This window comes from Streptomyces roseolus, assembly GCF_014649855.1.
GTDB classification, from domain to species: domain Bacteria; phylum Actinomycetota; class Actinomycetes; order Streptomycetales; family Streptomycetaceae; genus Streptomyces; species Streptomyces roseolus.
The window spans coordinates 15,273-30,811 of sequence record NZ_BMTV01000016.1 but is presented as its reverse complement, the minus strand read 5'-3'; the positions used below and the strand labels follow the sequence as shown (position 1 = coordinate 30,811).

The 15,539-nt window shown below is 73.1% G+C and carries 15 protein-coding genes; 14 read left to right on the top strand and 1 reads right to left on the bottom strand.

What is annotated here, in order from left to right; translation table 11 throughout:
* Positions 1-5: 5 nt before the first annotated feature.
* The gene (locus tag IE245_RS19795) at positions 6-2,165 is read right to left on the bottom strand and encodes an ATP-binding protein (protein ID WP_189949421.1); all 2,160 of its coding nucleotides are present in this window, start codon (positions 2,163-2,165) and stop codon (positions 6-8) included.
* A gap of 180 nt (positions 2,166-2,345) precedes the next feature.
* Between IE245_RS19795 and IE245_RS19790 the strand changes: the two genes are divergently transcribed.
* The 14 genes from IE245_RS19790 to efp all read left to right on the top strand — a co-directional run bounded on the left by IE245_RS19790 (position 2,346) and on the right by efp (position 15,538).
* Entirely contained in the window at positions 2,346-2,786 is a 441-nt protein-coding gene (locus tag IE245_RS19790) for a DUF948 domain-containing protein (protein WP_189949419.1), read from the top strand.
* A 5-nt stretch (positions 2,787-2,791) separates the two neighbouring features.
* Positions 2,792-3,142 carry a DUF6167 family protein gene (locus IE245_RS19785; protein ID WP_189949417.1) on the top strand — a complete coding sequence of 117 codons (351 nt, stop codon included), beginning with the start codon at positions 2,792-2,794 and terminating at the stop codon, positions 3,140-3,142.
* Complete coding sequence (gene alaS / locus IE245_RS19780) at positions 3,142-5,811, top strand: alanine--tRNA ligase (protein ID WP_189949415.1); 2,670 nt, start codon at positions 3,142-3,144, stop codon at positions 5,809-5,811. Before IE245_RS19785 ends, alaS begins: the two co-directional genes overlap by 1 nt.
* Positions 5,812-5,813: 2 nt before the next feature.
* Positions 5,814-6,278: a Holliday junction resolvase RuvX gene (gene ruvX / locus IE245_RS19775; protein ID WP_063766091.1), complete on the top strand. Its 465-nt coding sequence runs from the start codon at positions 5,814-5,816 to the stop codon at positions 6,276-6,278.
* Positions 6,279-6,379: 101 nt separating this feature from the next.
* Positions 6,380-8,143 carry an endolytic transglycosylase MltG gene (gene mltG / locus IE245_RS19770; protein ID WP_189949413.1) on the top strand — a complete coding sequence of 588 codons (1,764 nt, stop codon included), beginning with the start codon at positions 6,380-6,382 and terminating at the stop codon, positions 8,141-8,143.
* The gene (locus tag IE245_RS19765) at positions 8,140-8,967 is read left to right on the top strand and encodes a shikimate dehydrogenase (protein WP_189949411.1); all 828 of its coding nucleotides are present in this window, start codon (positions 8,140-8,142) and stop codon (positions 8,965-8,967) included. The genes mltG and IE245_RS19765 overlap by 4 nt, the downstream gene beginning before the upstream one ends.
* 47 nt (positions 8,968-9,014) lie before the next feature.
* Entirely contained in the window at positions 9,015-9,242 is a 228-nt protein-coding gene (locus IE245_RS19760; RefSeq protein WP_189949409.1) for a hypothetical protein, read from the top strand.
* A gap of 114 nt (positions 9,243-9,356) precedes the next feature.
* Entirely contained in the window at positions 9,357-10,541 is a 1,185-nt protein-coding gene (aroC, locus tag IE245_RS19755; protein ID WP_189949407.1) for a chorismate synthase, read from the top strand.
* Entirely contained in the window at positions 10,538-11,056 is a 519-nt protein-coding gene (locus IE245_RS19750) for a shikimate kinase (protein ID WP_189949405.1), read from the top strand. The genes aroC and IE245_RS19750 overlap by 4 nt, the downstream gene beginning before the upstream one ends.
* Entirely contained in the window at positions 11,053-12,150 is a 1,098-nt protein-coding gene (gene aroB / locus IE245_RS19745; protein ID WP_189949403.1) for a 3-dehydroquinate synthase, read from the top strand. The genes IE245_RS19750 and aroB overlap by 4 nt, the downstream gene beginning before the upstream one ends.
* Positions 12,147-12,599, top strand: a complete 453-nt coding sequence (aroQ, locus tag IE245_RS19740) for a type II 3-dehydroquinate dehydratase (RefSeq protein WP_189949401.1) — start codon at positions 12,147-12,149, stop codon at positions 12,597-12,599. The genes aroB and aroQ overlap by 4 nt, the downstream gene beginning before the upstream one ends.
* 238 nt (positions 12,600-12,837) lie before the next feature.
* On the top strand, positions 12,838-13,740 hold the full coding sequence (locus IE245_RS19735; protein WP_189949399.1) for an AAA family ATPase: 903 nt from the start codon (positions 12,838-12,840) through the stop codon (positions 13,738-13,740).
* Between the two features lie 69 nt (positions 13,741-13,809).
* Complete coding sequence (locus tag IE245_RS19730; protein ID WP_189949397.1) at positions 13,810-14,922, top strand: M24 family metallopeptidase; 1,113 nt, start codon at positions 13,810-13,812, stop codon at positions 14,920-14,922.
* A 49-nt stretch (positions 14,923-14,971) separates the two neighbouring features.
* Positions 14,972-15,538, top strand: coding sequence for an elongation factor P (efp, locus tag IE245_RS19725; RefSeq protein ID WP_189949395.1), 567 nt, complete (start codon positions 14,972-14,974; stop codon positions 15,536-15,538).
* The last annotated feature ends 1 nt before the right edge of the window (position 15,539 follow it).

Below are 15,539 nucleotides of genomic sequence, written 5' to 3'. Positions count from 1 at the left end.
GGTGTTCAGCCCGCCGCTTCCCCGCCCTTGCCGGTGGGGGAGCCGGCGGGCTTCCGCGTTCCCGGCACCACCGGCGGACGCGCGGAGCGGAACGGCCGCCGCGCCGCCTCCTCCTCGGGCCGCCCGCCCTCCCCTCCCGGCCGCCGGTCCGCGAGCGCCCGCTCCACCGTCTCGTCCAGGGACAGCCCCTGGCCGAACCGCAGCGCCTCCTCGTACCGCTCCGCCCCCAGCTCCTCCACCGCCCGCCCCGCGCACAGCGCCCGCGGCCCGTCGAAGGAGACGGAGCCGAAGAGCTGGATCCCCACCGCGTCCCACACCGGCAGCGCCGCCCCCTGGAGCACCGCGGCCTCCACCGCGTCGCCCTCGCTCACCGTCACCAGCGCGAGCAGCTCCACGGCGAGGACCACGCCCACCAGGTCGCGGAAGAGGTGGTTGATCGTCACGCACTCCACGAGCAGTTCCCGCGCCTGCGCCAGTGCGTCCCGCGTCCACGCCGAGTACGCGAGCACATAGAGCGCGTACGCCCGCGTCCACCGCTCCCCGCGCTCCTCGCAGACCTCCCGCACCTCCCGGCAGATCGCCGTCGCGCCCTCCAGATCGCCCCGGAAGGCCCGCGCCATCGCCAGCTCCACCCGGCCCATCAGCACGTTGCTGTTCAGCTCGCCCAGCTCGCCGTACGCGTCGAGCGCCCGGCCCAGCAGCTCCTCGGCGCGCGGGAAGTCGTCCGTGAGCAGCGCCAGACAGCCCATCCGGTGTGTCGCGTACGCCTCCGCCAGCCGGTTCCGCGAGGCCCGCGCCCGCTCCCGGCAGGAGTGCAGCGCCGCCACCGCCGCCGTCGCGTCGCCCTGCAGGACCGCCACGTGGCCGAGCACCCACAGCGCCTTCAGCCGCGCCTCCTCGTGCCCCGACTCCAGGGCCAGCGCCCGGTCGAGCCAGTGCCGCCCCTCCGCGAGCCGCCCGCACCCCACCCACGCGAACCAGAGCGTCCCCGCCAGGTGCTGGGCCAGGTGCGCGTCCTCCGGCAGCTCCAGGCACAGGTCGAGCGCCGCCCGCAGGTTCGGCAGCGCCGCCGCCGTCCGCGCCGCCACCTCCGCCTGCCGGGGGCTGAACCACTCCAGCTCGCACCAGGTCGCCAGGCCCATGTACCAGTCCCGGTGCCGCCGCCGCATCCGCTCGGTGTCCCCGAGCTGCGCCAGCCACTCCGCCCCGTACGCCGCCACCGTGTCGAGCATCCGGTAGCCCGGGCCCGCCGCCGTGTCCTCCCGGGTCACCAGCGACTGTGCGAGCAGCCCGCCCAGCAGGTCGAGGATCCCGTCCTGCGGCAGGTCCGGGCCCCCGCACACGTACTCCACGGCCTCCAGGTCGAAGGGGCCGGCGAAGACCGAGAGGCGCGCCCACAGCAGTCGCTCCTCCGGCGTGCACAGTTCGTGGCTCCAGCCGATCGCGGTGCGCAGCGTCTGGTGGCGGGGGAGGGCCCCGCACCCGCCGTCGAGCAGCCGGAAGCGGTCGTCGAGCCGAGCCAGCAGCTGTTCCACGGAGAGCAGCGGCAGCCGGCCGGCGGCCAGTTCGAGGGCGAGCGGGATCCCGTCGAGCCGTCGGCACAGTTCCCGCGCCGACGCGTCGGCGTCGAGGACGGGCGCGCCGGCCCCGGCCGCCCGGGCGGTGAGCAGGGCGAGGGCGTCCGGCTCGGTCATCGGCGCCAGCCTCAGCACCGCCTCGCCCGGCAGCCGCAGCGGCCGGCGCCCGGCGGCCAGCACGGTCAGCCCCGGAGCCGCCGTGAGCAGCTCGTGGACGAGCGGGGCGCAGGCCTCCACCAGGTGCTCGAAGCCGTCGAGGACGAGGAGCAGCCGGCGCTCGGCGAGGTGCTCCCCCAGCACCTCGCGGGGCGCGCGACGCGTGTGGTCGGTGAGGCCGAGCGCCTCGATCAGGGCGTGCTCGACGAGCCCGGGATCGCGCAGCGGCGCCAGCTCCGCGAGCCGGACCTCGTCGCCGTAGCGTTTCTGCACCTCGGCGGCGGTCTTCAGGGCGAGTCGGGTCTTGCCCACCCCGCCCACGCCGAGGACGGTGACGAGACGTGACTCGGCCAGGAGCGCGGCCAGTTCGGCCCGCTCCCCGGTGCGGCCCACGAACCGGTTGAGCTCCGCCGGCAGGTTGCTGCGTCGCATGGGACACGGAGCGTACTCATCCGCGCGCGCTCCGTACAATCCGATCGCACGCCTCCCGTGCGGGGGACGGCAACGCGGGCGCTAATGCGGTACGGCGTCCCAGCCCCGGCGCGATAGGCTCGGGGAACGACTTTTCGCAGGACCCCAACGACCGATGACGACAGCAGAGAGCGGTGCGGAGTGACCGGTGGAGAGGTTGCCGGGATCCTGGTGGCCGTGTTCTGGGCGATCCTCGTCTCCTTCCTCGCCGTGGTGCTGGGGAGGCTGGCGCAGACGCTCAGGGCGACCACCCGGCTCGTGGCCGAGGTGACCGAACAGGCCGTGCCGCTGCTCGCCGACGCGTCGGCGACGGTCCGCTCGGCGCAGACCCAGCTGGACCGGGTCGACGCCATCGCCTCGGACGTCCAGGAGGTCACCGCCAACGCCTCCGCGCTCTCGACGACCGTCGCCTCCACCTTCGGGGGCCCGCTCGTCAAGGTCGCCGCCTTCGGCTACGGGGTCCGCAAGGCGCTCGGCCGCGACCGGGACCGCGGGGAGGGGGCGCCCGCCGCCGGGCGCCGTACTGTGATCGTCGGCCGTACCGTGCCGGTCGCACGGCGCCGGAAGCAGAAGGGCCGATAGCCGCGATGTTCCGCCGTACGTTCTGGTTCACGGCCGGCGCAGCCGCCGGCGTCTGGGCCACCACCAAGGTCAACCGCAAGATCCAGCAGCTGACCCCCGAGAGCCTCGCGGCACAGGCCGCGAACAAGGCGGTCGAGGCGGGCCACCGGCTCAAGGACTTCGCCCTCGACGTGAGGGCGGGCATGGTCCAGCGGGAGGCCGAACTGGGCGAGGCACTCGGCCTCGACGCAGCGCCTCCCGCGGACCGGGAGCTCCCCGAGCCCCGCCGCCGGGCCGCCCTCGGCCCCACCCCGCACAAGACCACGACCACGTTTTCGTCGCGCACGATCTCGTACAACCGGAATGAGGACCACTGATGGAGTCGGCTGAAATCCGCCGCCGCTGGCTGAGCTTCTTCGAGGAGCGCGGGCACACCGTCGTCCCTTCGGCGTCGCTCATCGCGGACGACCCGACTCTGCTGCTCGTCCCCGCCGGCATGGTGCCCTTCAAGCCCTACTTCCTGGGGGAGGTCAAGCCGCCCTTCACGCGCGCCTCCAGCGTGCAGAAGTGCGTCCGCACGCCCGACATCGAAGAGGTCGGCAAGACCACCCGCCACGGCACGTTCTTCCAGATGTGCGGCAACTTCTCCTTCGGCGACTACTTCAAGGAAGGCGCCATCAAGCTCGCCTGGGAGCTGCTGACCACCCCGGTCGAGCACGGCGGCTACGGGCTCGAGCCGGAGAAGCTCTGGATCACCGTCTATCTGGAGGACGACGAGGCCGAGCGCATCTGGCGCGACGTCGTCGGCGTCCCCGCCGAGCGCATCCAGCGCCTCGGCAAGAAGGACAACTACTGGTCGATGGGCGTCCCCGGCCCCTGCGGCCCCTGCTCCGAGATCAACTACGACCGCGGCCCCGAGTTCGGCGTCGAGGGCGGCCCGGCCGTCAACGACGAGCGGTACGTGGAGATCTGGAACCTCGTCTTCATGCAGTACGAGCGCGGCGAGGGCTCCGGCAAGGAGGACTTCCCGATCCTCGGCGAGCTGCCGTCGAAGAACATCGACACGGGCCTCGGCCTGGAGCGCCTGGCGATGATCCTCCAGGGCGTCCAGAACATGTACGAGACGGACACCCTCAAGGTCGTCATCGACAAGGCCACCGAGCTCACCGGCGTCGCCTACGGCAAGGCCAAGGACAGCGACGTCTCGCTGCGCGTGGTCGCCGACCACATGCGCACCTCGGTCATGCTCATCGGCGACGGCGTCACCCCGGGCAACGAGGGCCGCGGCTACGTGCTCCGCCGCATCATGCGCCGCGCCGTCCGCAACATGCGCCTGCTCGGCGCCACCGGCCCGGTCGTCGGCGAGCTCGTCGACACGGTCATCAGGACCATGGGCGAGCAGTACCCGGAGCTGGAGACCGACCGCAAGCGCATCGAGACGGTCGCCCTCGCCGAGGAGGCCGCGTTCCTGAAGGCCCTCAAGGGCGGCACGAACATCCTCGACACGGCCGTCACCGAGACCAAGGCCGCCGGCGGCACGGTCCTCGCCGGCGAGAAGGCCTTCCTGCTCCACGACACCTGGGGCTTCCCGATCGACCTCACCCTGGAGATGGCCGCCGAGCAGGGCCTCTCCGTGGACGAGGCCGGCTTCCGCCGCCTGATGCAGGAGCAGCGGGACCGGGCCAAGGCCGACGCCAAGGCCAAGAAGACCGGTCACGCCGACGTCTCCGCCTACCGCGAGATCGCCGACACCTCCGGCGCCACCCAGTTCACCGGCTACACCAACACCGAGGGCGAGTCCACGGTCGTCGGCCTCCTGGTGAACGGCGTCCCGTCCCCGGCCGCCTCCGAGGGCGACGAGATCGAGGTCGTCCTCGACCGCACTCCCTTCTACGCCGAGGGCGGCGGCCAGATCGCCGACCAGGGCCGCATCCGGCTGCACTCCGGCGCCGTGATCGAGGTCCGCGACGTACAACAGCCCGTCCCGGGCGTCTCGGTGCACAAGGGCTCGGTCCAGGTCGGCGAGGTGACCGTGGGCTCCACCGCCTACGCCACGATCGACGTGCGCCGCCGCCGGGCCATCGCCCGCGCCCACTCGGCCACCCACCTCACCCACCAGGCGCTGCGCGACGCCCTCGGCCCGACGGCCGCCCAGGCCGGTTCCGAGAACCAGCCCGGCCGCTTCCGCTTCGACTTCGGTTCGCCGAACGCCGTCCCCGGCACGGTCCTCATGGACGTCGAGCAGAAGATCAACGAGGTCCTCGCGCGCGAGCTGGAGGTCCACGCCGAGGTCATGCCGATCGACGAGGCCAAGCGCCAGGGCGCCATCGCCGAGTTCGGCGAGAAGTACGGCGAGCAGGTCCGCGTCGTCACCATCGGCGACTTCTCCAAGGAGCTGTGCGGCGGCACGCACGTCCACAACACCGCCCAGCTGGGTCTGGTGAAGCTGCTCGGCGAGTCCTCCATCGGCTCCGGCGTGCGCCGCATCGAGGCCCTGGTCGGCGTCGACGCGTACAACTTCCTCGCCAAGGAGCACACGGTCGTCGCCCAGCTCCAGGAGCTGGTCAAGGGCCGCCCGGAGGAGCTGCCGGAGAAGATCTCCTCCATGCTCGGCAAGCTGAAGGACGCCGAGAAGGAGATCGAGAAGTTCCGCGCGGAGAAGGTCCTCCAGGCCGCCGCCGGCCTGGTCGACTCCGCCAGGGACATCCGCGGCCTCGCCCTGGTCACCGGCCAGGTCCCGGACGGCACCGGCGCCGACGACCTGCGCAGGCTCGTCCTCGACGTGCGCGGCCGCATCCCGTCCGACCGCCCGGCCGTCGTGGCCCTCTTCACCACGGCCAACGGCAAGCCGCTGACGGTCATCGCCACCAACGAGGCCGCCCGCGAGCGCGGTCTCAAGGCCGGCGAGCTGGTCCGCACCGCCGCCAAGACCCTCGGCGGCGGTGGCGGCGGCAAGCCGGACGTCGCCCAGGGCGGCGGCCAGAACCCGGAGGCCGTCGGCGAGGCCATCGCCGCCGTCGAGCGTCTCGTGGTGGAGACGGCGTGACGATGCGCCGCGGCCGCCGCATCGCGGTCGACGTCGGGGACGCCCGGATCGGGGTCGCCTCGTGCGACCCCGACGGGGTCCTCGCCACGCCGGTGGAGACCGTGCCGGGACGCGACGTCCCGGCCGCCCACCGGCGGCTCCGCCAGATCGTCGAGGAGTACGAGCCGATCGAGGTCGTCGTGGGCCTGCCCCGCTCGCTCAGCGGGCGGGAGGGCCCCGCGGCCACCAAGGTCCGGGCCTTCGCGAAGGAGATGGCGAAGGGCGTCGCCCCGGTGCCGGTCCGTCTGGTCGACGAGCGGATGACCACGGTGACGGCCACCCAGGGGCTGCGGGCCTCGGGCGTGAAGTCCAAGAAGGGGCGGTCCGTCATCGACCAGGCCGCCGCCGTGATCATCCTTCAGAACGCTCTTGAGTCCGAACGGGTATCAGGTAATCCGCCCGGCGAGGGCGTCGAAGTGGTCATCTGATCGCGATACGGTAACGTTCCGCGCGATGCGGCGGTGTTCGAACAGCTGCCGCACTACGTAGAGGCGGATCGTCCGGAAGCCTCGCGGCTGTTTGGGGATCGATGACTGAGTATGGCCGGGGCCCTGGCTCCGAACCGTGGCACCCCACGGACCCGTTGTACGGGGACCAGGGGTGGGAAGGTCAGCAGCAGTACCACCAGCAGCCGCACCAGGCGACGCCGTACGCGCAGGGTGACCAGGCCTACCAGGACCCGTACGCCCAGCAGGGCTACGGGGCCGACCCGTACGCCCAGCAGCAGGCCGCGTACCAGCAGCAGTACCAGCAGCAGGGGTACGCCGACCCGCAGCAGGCGCAGCCGCAGGCGTACGGACAGACCGGCTGGGACCAGGGCCCCCCGGGGCACGAGGCGTACCAGGAGCAGGGCTACGACACGCCCGGGCATCCCGGACACGTGTATGACGGCAACTGGGAGACCGGTCAGGCCGCCATGGCCTACAACGCCCCGCCCGCCGATCCGTACGGCGGCCGGCAGCCCGACCTCTACGGCACGCCCGAGGCGTACCCGCCGCCGCAGCCGCCCGGCCGCCGGCAGCAGCCGCCGCAGCCCGAGCCCGCCCACCCGGAACCGGAGCCCGAGCCGGAGCCGGAGGAGTCGCACCCCTTCTTCGGCGGTGACGACGACGGCCCCTACGAGGACGAGGAACCGGCCCCGCGCCGAGGCCGGGGCGGCGACGCCCGCGACCGCGAGCGCCGCGGCAAGGAGCGGAAGCGCAAGGGCAAGAACGGCATGGCCTGCCTCGTCGTCGCCGCCGTCCTCGTGGGCGGCGTCGGCGGCATCGGCTACTTCGGCTACCAGTTCTGGCAGGGCCAGTTCGGCGAGGCCCCCGACTACGTGGGCAGTGGCACCGGCGAGGTCCAGGTCGAGATCCCGAAGGGCGCCTTCGGCAACGAGATCGGCAACATCCTCAAACAGGCCGGCGTCGTGAAGAGCGTCGACGCCTTCGTCGCGGCCCAGAACAAGAACGAGAAGGGCAACTCGATCCAGGCCGGCGCCTACACCCTGAAGAAGGAGATGTCGGCGGAGAGCGCGGTCGCGCTGATGCTGGATCCGGCGAGCCAGGCCAACCTCATCATCCCCGAGGGCAAGCGCAACGCCTGGGTGTACGAGCAGATCGACACCCGCCTCGGCCTCGACCCCGGCAGCACCAAGGAGATCGCCGTCTCGAAGGCGGACTCCCTGGGCCTGCCGGACTGGGCGAAGAACCACAAGAACGTCAAGGACCCCCTGGAGGGCTTCCTCTTCCCCGCGAGCTACCCGGTGGCGAAGGGCTCCAAGCCCGAGGACGCCCTCAAGAAGATGGTCAGCCGCGCCAACCAGGAGTACACGAAGCTGGACCTGGAGGGGAAGGCGTCGGCCCAGGGCCTGAAGGGGCCGTGGGAACTGCTGACGGTCGCGAGCCTCGTGCAGGTCGAGGGCAAGTACAAGCACGACTTCGACAAGGTGGCGCGGGTCGTCTACAACCGCCTCCAGCCGGACAACGCGGAGACGGCGGGACGCCTGGAGTTCGACTCCACGGTCAACTACCTCCGCGGCAAGAGCACCCTCGACGTCGGCACCGTCGAGGAGATGCGCAAGATCGTGGACCCTTACAACACGTACGCGTACGACGTGAAGGGCCTCGTCCCCGGTCCCATCAGCAACCCCGGCCTCGAGGCGCTGAACTCGGCCATCGCTCCGGCGGACGGCCCGTGGTACTACTTCGTGTCGATCAACGAGAACAAGACCGTGTTCTCCAAGACGCTCAAGGAACACAACGAGAACGTGGCGGAGTACCAGAAGGAACGAGAGAAGTCAGGCCAGTGAGTACCCAGCACCGCGCCGCCGTCCTCGGTTCGCCGATCGCGCACTCGCTCTCCCCGGTCCTGCACCGGGCCGCGTACGCGGAGCTCGGTCTCGACGACTGGTCCTACGAGCGCTTCGAGGTCGACGAGGCGGCGCTGCCCGGTTTCGTCGCGGAGCTCGACGGCTCGTGGGCGGGGCTCTCGCTGACCATGCCGCTGAAGCGGGCGATCATCCCGCTGCTCGACGAGGTCAGCGAGACGGCCGCCTCGGTGGAGGCGGTGAACACGGTGGTCTTCCGGGAGGACGGCCGCCGGGTCGGCGACAATACCGACATCCCCGGCATGATCGCCGCCCTGTGCGAGCGCGGCGTCGAGAAGGTGGAGTCCGCGGCGATCCTCGGCGCGGGCGCCACGGCCTCCTCCGCGCTCGCCGCGCTGGCCCGTGTCTGCGCGGGCCCCGTCACCGCCTACGTACGCGGCGAGGCGCGGGCCGCGGAGATGCGCGGCTGGGGCGAACGCCTCGGCGTCGACGTCCGCACCGCCGCCTGGGACGACGCGGCGGAGGCCCTCGCGGCGCCGCTGGTCGTCGCCACCACCCCGGCGGGCGCCACGGACGCGCTGGCGGACGCGGTCCCCGACCGCCCCGGAACCCTCTTCGACGTCCTCTACGATCCCTGGCCCACCCGGCTCGCCGCCGCCTGGTCCGCACGCGCCGGTAAGATCATCGGCGGCCTGGACCTCCTGGTCCACCAGGCGGTGCTCCAGGTCGAACAGATGACGGGCACCCCGAAGGCCCCGCTGGCCGCCATGCGCGCCGCCGGCGAGACCGCGCTCGCCGCGCGCTGACCCCGCGCGGCCGCCCCGGGGTGCCATGACACCCAGGGGGAACGGGGATGGACGGGGACATCACGCTCGCGTCGAAGGCGGACCTCGCCTTCGACGCGCTGCGCTTTCTGTACGTGGGCTTCCTCAGCTCACTGCCCGCGTGGGCGCGGTACACCGTGCTCGCGCTCTTCGCACTGACCGTGGTGTACGGCTTCGTCGGCTGGCTGCGGAAACGGTCCGCCGGAAGGCCCGCGACCACCGCCGACGTCCACGAGGACGAGGCGCGCGTCCGATAGCTGGACCGGAGGCCGAGGTCAGGGCCCGGACGTGGGAGGATCGGGGGTGGCGGGTCAGGGCCGCGCGCCCGGTCCTGCCGTCGCAGTGCCCAGGCGCGAGCATGAGGAGCATCGTTGAGCAGGTTGCGTTGGCTGACCGCTGGGGAATCCCACGGACCCGCGCTGGTCGCGACGCTGGAGGGTCTTCCCGCCGGCGTCCCGGTCACCACTGAGCTGGTGGCGGACCACCTCGCGCGGCGGCGCCTCGGCTATGGGCGCGGCGCCCGCATGAAGTTCGAGCAGGACGAGATCACCTTCCTCGGCGGCGTCCGGCACGGGCTCTCGCTGGGTTCGCCGATCGCCGTGATGGTCGGCAACACCGAGTGGCCCAAGTGGGAGAAGGTCATGTCGGCCGACCCGGTCGACCCCTCGGAGCTGAAGGAGACCGGCCGCAACGCGCCGCTCACCCGGCCCCGCCCCGGCCACGCCGACCTCGCCGGCATGCAGAAGTACGGCTTCGACGAGGCCCGGCCGATCCTGGAGCGCGCCAGCGCCCGCGAGACCGCCGCCCGCGTCGCCCTCGGCGCCGTCGCCCGGTCCTTCCTCAAGGAGGCCGCCGGCATCGAGATCGTCAGCCACGTGGTCGAGCTGGCCTCCGCCAAGGCCCCGTACGGCGTCTACCCGGTCCCCGGCGACGTCGAGCGGCTCGACGCCGACCCGGTCCGCTGCCTCGACGCCGACGCGTCGAAGGCGATGGTCGCCGAGATCGACCAGGCCCACAAGGACGGCGACACCCTCGGCGGCGTCGTCGAGGTCCTCGCCTACGGCGTGCCCGTCGGCCTCGGCTCGCACGTCCACTGGGACCGCCGCCTCGACGCCCGGCTCGCCGCCGCGCTCATGGGCATCCAGGCCATCAAGGGCGTCGAGGTCGGCGACGGCTTCGACCTCGCCCGGGTGCCCGGCTCCCAGGCCCACGACGAGATCGTGAAGACCGAGGACGGCATCAAGCGCACCTCCGGCCGCTCCGGCGGCACCGAGGGCGGCCTCACCACCGGCGAACTGCTGCGCGTCCGCGCCGCCATGAAGCCGATCGCGACCGTCCCCCGCGCTCTCGCCACCGTCGACGTCGCCACCGGCGAGGCCGCCGCGGCCCACCACCAGCGCTCCGACGTCTGCGCCGTCCCGGCCGCCGGCATCGTCGCCGAGGCCATGGTCGCCCTCGTCCTCGCCGACGCCCTCGTCGAAAAGTTCGGTGGCGACTCGGTCCCCGAGACCCGGCGCAACGTCCAGTCGTACCTCGACAACCTGCGCATCCGGTGACCGGCGGCCCGCTGGTCGTCCTCGTCGGCCCGATGGGCTCCGGCAAGTCCACGGTGGGCGCGCTCCTGGCCGAACGGCTCGGCGCGCCCTACCGGGACACCGACGCCGACATCGTCGCCGCCGAGGGCCGCGAGATCTCCGACATCTTCGTCGAGGACGGCGAGGAGCGCTTCCGCGCCCTGGAGAAGGCCGCCGTCGCGAAGGCCGTCGCCGAGCACGGGGGCGTCCTCGCCCTCGGCGGCGGCGCGGTCCTCGACGCCGACACCCGCGCCCTGCTGGCCGGGCAGCCCGTCGCGTACCTCTCGATGGACGTCGAGGAGGCCGTGCGAAGGGTCGGGCTCGGCGCGGCCCGCCCGCTGCTCGCCGTCAATCCGCGCCGGCAGTGGCGCGAGCTGATGGACGCCCGGCGCCACCTGTACGAAGAAGTCGCCCGCGTCGTGGTCGCCACCGACGCGCGCACCCCCGAAGAGGTCGCCGAGGCGGTCCTCGACGCACTGGAGCTGAAGGACGCATGACCACGGACCAGGAAGTCACCCGCATCCACGTCGGCGGCAGCGCGGGCACGGATCCGTACGAGGTGCTGGTCGGCCGGCAGCTGCTCGGCGAACTGCCCGCCCTCATCGGCGACAAGGCCAGGCGGGTCGCCGTCATCCACCCCGAGGCGCTCGCCGAGACCGGTGAGGCGCTCCGCGAGGACCTCGCCGAGCAGGGGTACGAGGCCGTCGCCATCCAGGTGCCGAACGCCGAGGAGGCGAAGACCGCCGAGGTCGCCGCGTACTGCTGGAAGGCGCTCGGTCAGACCGGCTTCACCCGCACCGACGTCATCGTCGGCGTCGGCGGCGGCGCCACCACCGACCTGGCCGGCTTCGTCGCCGCGACCTGGCTCCGGGGCGTCCGCTGGGTCGCCGTGCCGACCACCGTCCTCGGCATGGTCGACGCCGCCGTCGGCGGCAAGACCGGCATCAACACCGCCGAGGGCAAGAACCTCGTCGGCGCCTTCCACCCGCCCGCCGGAGTCCTCTGCGACCTCGCCGCCCTGGACTCGCTGCCCGTCCACGACTTCGTCAGCGGCCTCGCCGAGATCATCAAGGCCGGCTTCATCGCCGACCCGGTGATCCTCGACCTGATCGAGGAGGACCCGCAGGCCGCCCGCACGCCCGCCGGACCGCACACCGCCGAGCTGATCGTCCGCTCGATCCAGGTGAAGGCCGACGTGGTCTCCGGCGACCTCAAGGAGTCCGGTCGCCGCGAGATCCTCAACTACGGGCACACCCTCGCGCACGCCATCGAGAAGAACGAGCGGTACAAGTGGCGCCACGGCGCCGCCGTCTCCGTCGGCATGGCCTTCGCCGCCGAGCTGGGCCGCCTCGCCGGCCGCCTCGACGACGCCACCGCCGACCGGCACCGCGCCGTCCTGGAGTCCGTCGGCCTGCCGCTCACCTACCGCGGCGACCAGTGGCCCAAGCTCCTGGAGACGATGAAGGTGGACAAGAAGTCCCGCGGCGACCTGCTGCGCTTCATCGTCCTCGACGGGCTCGCCAAGCCGTCCGTCCTGGAGGGCCCGGACCCGGCCGTCCTCGTCGCCGCCTACGGGGAGATCTCCGCATGAGCGGAACGCGGCGCGTCCTCGTGCTGAACGGGCCGAACCTCGGCCGGCTGGGCTCGCGCGAGCCCGACATCTACGGCGCGACCTCCTACAAGGGGCTCGTGGAGTCCTGCCGGGAGCTCGGCGCCGCGCTCGGCTTCGACGTCGAGGTCCGCGAGACCAACGACGAGGGCGAGATGATCCGCTGGCTGCACGAGGCGGCCGACGGGCGCGTCCCGGTCGTGCTCAACCCAGGCGCCTTCACGCACTACTCGTACGGGATGCGGGACGCGGCCGCGCAGCGGACCGCCCCGCTCGTCGAGGTGCACATCTCGAACCCGTACACCCGCGAGGAGTTCCGGCACACCTCGGTGGTGGCCGCCGTCGCGACCGGCACCATCGCCGGCTTCGGCATCGGCTCCTACCGGCTCGCCCTGCGCGCCCTCGCCGAGGAGCTCGACGCCCAGGTCTGAGCGGGTACGCGGGACTCGGGGCGGTCGCCGTGCGGTGACCGCCCCTCGCACGGGCCCGGCCCGCGACGGCCGGACACTTCCGGCCGGGCACTTCCGGCGGGGCCCCGCCCGTTCCCCGAGCGGGGGGACGGGGCGGTAACGTTTTGGCATCCCCGGGGGACCGGAGCGGGGCCGACGGCGGCACCGTGTCCGGCCGCCCGCACCGACCTACCAGGCCGACGAGACGGAGTGGCACCGGATGCAGCACGCAGTGGGGGGACCGCTGCCACCGCCCGAGGGGCCGGGTCGCGCGCCCGGCCAGGGCCCGGCGGGCGGCCACGGCCCCGTACCCCCGCTCCCGCCGACCGCGCCCTACCCGGGACCGCCGTCCGGCGCGCCCGGCGGCCGGCTCGGGGTGCACCCCGCCGTGCGCCCGGGGCAGCCCCCGGCGGCCGGCGGCACGGGCTGGGGCGCCGCCCCCGGAGCCGTACCGCCGCACGCCGGCGGAGGCGTGCCGCCGCACGCCGCGGGCTCCCCGCACACCACCGGGGCCGTGCCGCTCGCCCCGCCCGTTCCGGTCGTCGAGCACCGGCCCGGCACCGGGGGCGCCACGCTGGCCGTGCTGCTCATCGGGCCCGCCGGCGCCGGCAAGACGACCGTCGCCCGGCACTGGGCGACCCGACGGCCCGTCCCCACCGCCCACATCAGCCTCGACGACGTCCGGGAATGGGTCTGCTCCGGCTTCGCCGACCCGCAGTCGGGGTGGAACGAGCACTCCGAGGCGCAGTACCGGCTGGCCCGCCGCACCTGCGGCTTCGCCGCCCGCAACTTCCTCGCCAACGGCATCTCCTGCATCGTCGACGACGCCGTCTTCCCCGACCGGCCCGCCGTCGGGCTCGGCGGCTGGAAGCGGCACGTCGGACCCGGCCTGCTGCCGGTGGTCCTCCTCCCCGGTCTGGAGGTCGTCCTGGAACGCAACGCCCAGCGCGCCGGCAACCGGCGGCTCTCCGACGAGGAGGTCGCCGCGATCCACGGCCGGATGGCCGGCTGGTACGGCTCCGGGCTGCCGATCATCGACAACTCCACGCTCGACGTGGAGTCCACGGCCCGGCTCATCGACGAGGCCCTGGCCCGGGCGATAGCCGCGCCGCCCACCGGCTGACCGGCGGGCCTTCCCCGGTCGGGCGCCGCCGACAGGCCGGGCCGGGGTCCGGCTCGTAGGCTCGGAGGCATGTCACAGGTGTATGCGGACCGCCGGATCAGGCTGCGCGACCGGGTCGCGGCAGCGGGCAGCGCGGCGGCCCTGGTGTCCCGTCCTGCCAACGTCCGCTATCTCGCGGGCGGCGCCCCGCCCGGGGCCGTCCTCCTCGTCGGCCCCGATCCCGGCGCGGACCTGCTGATCCGGCCGCTCGCGGCCGAGGGCGAGCCCTCCGACGGACGGCTCGACGAACTGCTCCGGCAGCAGCAGCTGCCGCTCGGCGGCGGCGACCCGGCCGTCGCCGCCGCCGAACTCGCCCGCCGCTCCGGCGCCGACGGGCTCGCCGTCGAGGAGCACGACCTGACGGTGGCCCGCCACCGCAGCCTCGCCGCCGCCGCTCCCGGTCTCCGCCTCGCCGACCTCGCCTGCGCCGTCGAACAGCTCAGGGTGGTCAAGGACGAGGACGAGATCGGCTGCCTGCGGATCGCCGCCGAGATCGCCGACCAGGCCCTCGGCGAGCTCCTGGAGTCCATCCTCGTCGGCCGCACCGAACGCCACCTCGCCCTCGAACTGGAGCGCCGGCTCGTCGACCACGGCGCGGACGGCGCCGCCTTTCCCACCTCCGTCGCCGCCGGGCCGCACTCCGGCCGGCGCGGCCACCGGCCCACCGACCGCCGGGTCGAGGAGGGCGACTTCCTCTCCGTCTGCCTCGGCGCCGACTACCACGGCTACCGCTGCGAGATCGGCCGGACCTTCGTCATCGGCACCGCGCCCGCCGACTGGCAGATCGAGCTGTACGAGCTCGTCTTCGCCGCCCAGCGGGCCGGCCGGGAGTCCCTCGTGCCCGGTGCCGGGTACCGTGACGTGGACCGTGCGGCCCGCCAGATCCTCGATGCCGCGGGCCATGCGGAGACCGCCGTTCCGCTCACCGGACACGGGGTGGGGCTCGAAATCGACGAGGACCCGCAGTTGTCGCCCTCGGCCATGGGTAAACTGGACGCTTGTGTGCCGGTCACCGTCGAACCGGGGGTCCACCTCCCGGGCCGGGGCGGAGTCCGGATCGATGACACGCTCGTCGTGCGCCAGGAGGCGGACGGCGGACCCGAGCTACTCACCATCACGACCAAGGAGCTGCTCGCGCTGTGAGGCGCGTACGCCTCCTCGGTCCCACGTCAGTCCAGGAGATTCCGCAACCGTGGCTTCCACGAACGACCTCAAGAACGGCATGGTGCTCAAGCTCGAAGGCGGCCAGCTCTGGTCCGTCGTCGAGTTCCAGCACGTCAAGCCCGGCAAGGGCCCGGCCTTCGTGCGCACCAAGCTCAAGAACGTGCTGTCCGGCAAGGTCGTCGACAAGACCTTCAACGCCGGCGTGAAGGTGGAGACCGCGAACGTCGACAAGCGCGACATGCAGTTCTCCTACATGGACGGCGACTACTTCGTCTTCATGGACCTGGACACCTACGACCAGCTCCACATCGACCGCAAGGTCGTCGGCGACGCCGCCAACTTCCTCATCGAGGGCTTCACCGCGCTCGTCGCGCAGAACGAGGGCCAGGTCCTCTACGTCGAGCTGCCGGCCGCCGTCGAGCTCGTCATCGCCGAGACCGAGCCGGGCGTCCAGGGCGACCGCTCCACCGGTGGCACCAAGCCCGCCAAGCTGGAGACCGGCCACGAGATCCAGGTCCCGCTCTTCATCACCACCGGTGAGAAGGTCAAGGTCGACACCCGCACCAGCGACTACCTCGGCCGGGTGAACAGCTAAC

Bases quoted from the DNA above. Each gene is read 5' to 3' on its own strand.
- alaS (WP_189949415.1), top strand. From the start codon at position 3,142: ATGGAGTCGGCTGAAATCCGCCGCCGCTGGCTGAGCTTCTTCGAGGAG.
- IE245_RS19735 (WP_189949399.1), top strand. From the start codon at position 12,838: ATGCAGCACGCAGTGGGGGGACCGCTGCCACCGCCCGAGGGGCCGGGT.
- IE245_RS19730 (WP_189949397.1), top strand. From the start codon at position 13,810: ATGTCACAGGTGTATGCGGACCGCCGGATCAGGCTGCGCGACCGGGTC.
- aroB (WP_189949403.1), top strand. From the start codon at position 11,053: ATGACCACGGACCAGGAAGTCACCCGCATCCACGTCGGCGGCAGCGCG.
- IE245_RS19785 (WP_189949417.1), top strand. From the start codon at position 2,792: ATGTTCCGCCGTACGTTCTGGTTCACGGCCGGCGCAGCCGCCGGCGTC.
- IE245_RS19795 (WP_189949421.1), bottom strand. From the start codon at position 2,165: ATGCGACGCAGCAACCTGCCGGCGGAGCTCAACCGGTTCGTGGGCCGC.
- mltG (WP_189949413.1), top strand. From the start codon at position 6,380: ATGACTGAGTATGGCCGGGGCCCTGGCTCCGAACCGTGGCACCCCACG.
- ruvX (WP_063766091.1), top strand. From the start codon at position 5,814: ATGCGCCGCGGCCGCCGCATCGCGGTCGACGTCGGGGACGCCCGGATC.
- IE245_RS19760 (WP_189949409.1), top strand. From the start codon at position 9,015: ATGGACGGGGACATCACGCTCGCGTCGAAGGCGGACCTCGCCTTCGAC.
- aroQ (WP_189949401.1), top strand. From the start codon at position 12,147: ATGAGCGGAACGCGGCGCGTCCTCGTGCTGAACGGGCCGAACCTCGGC.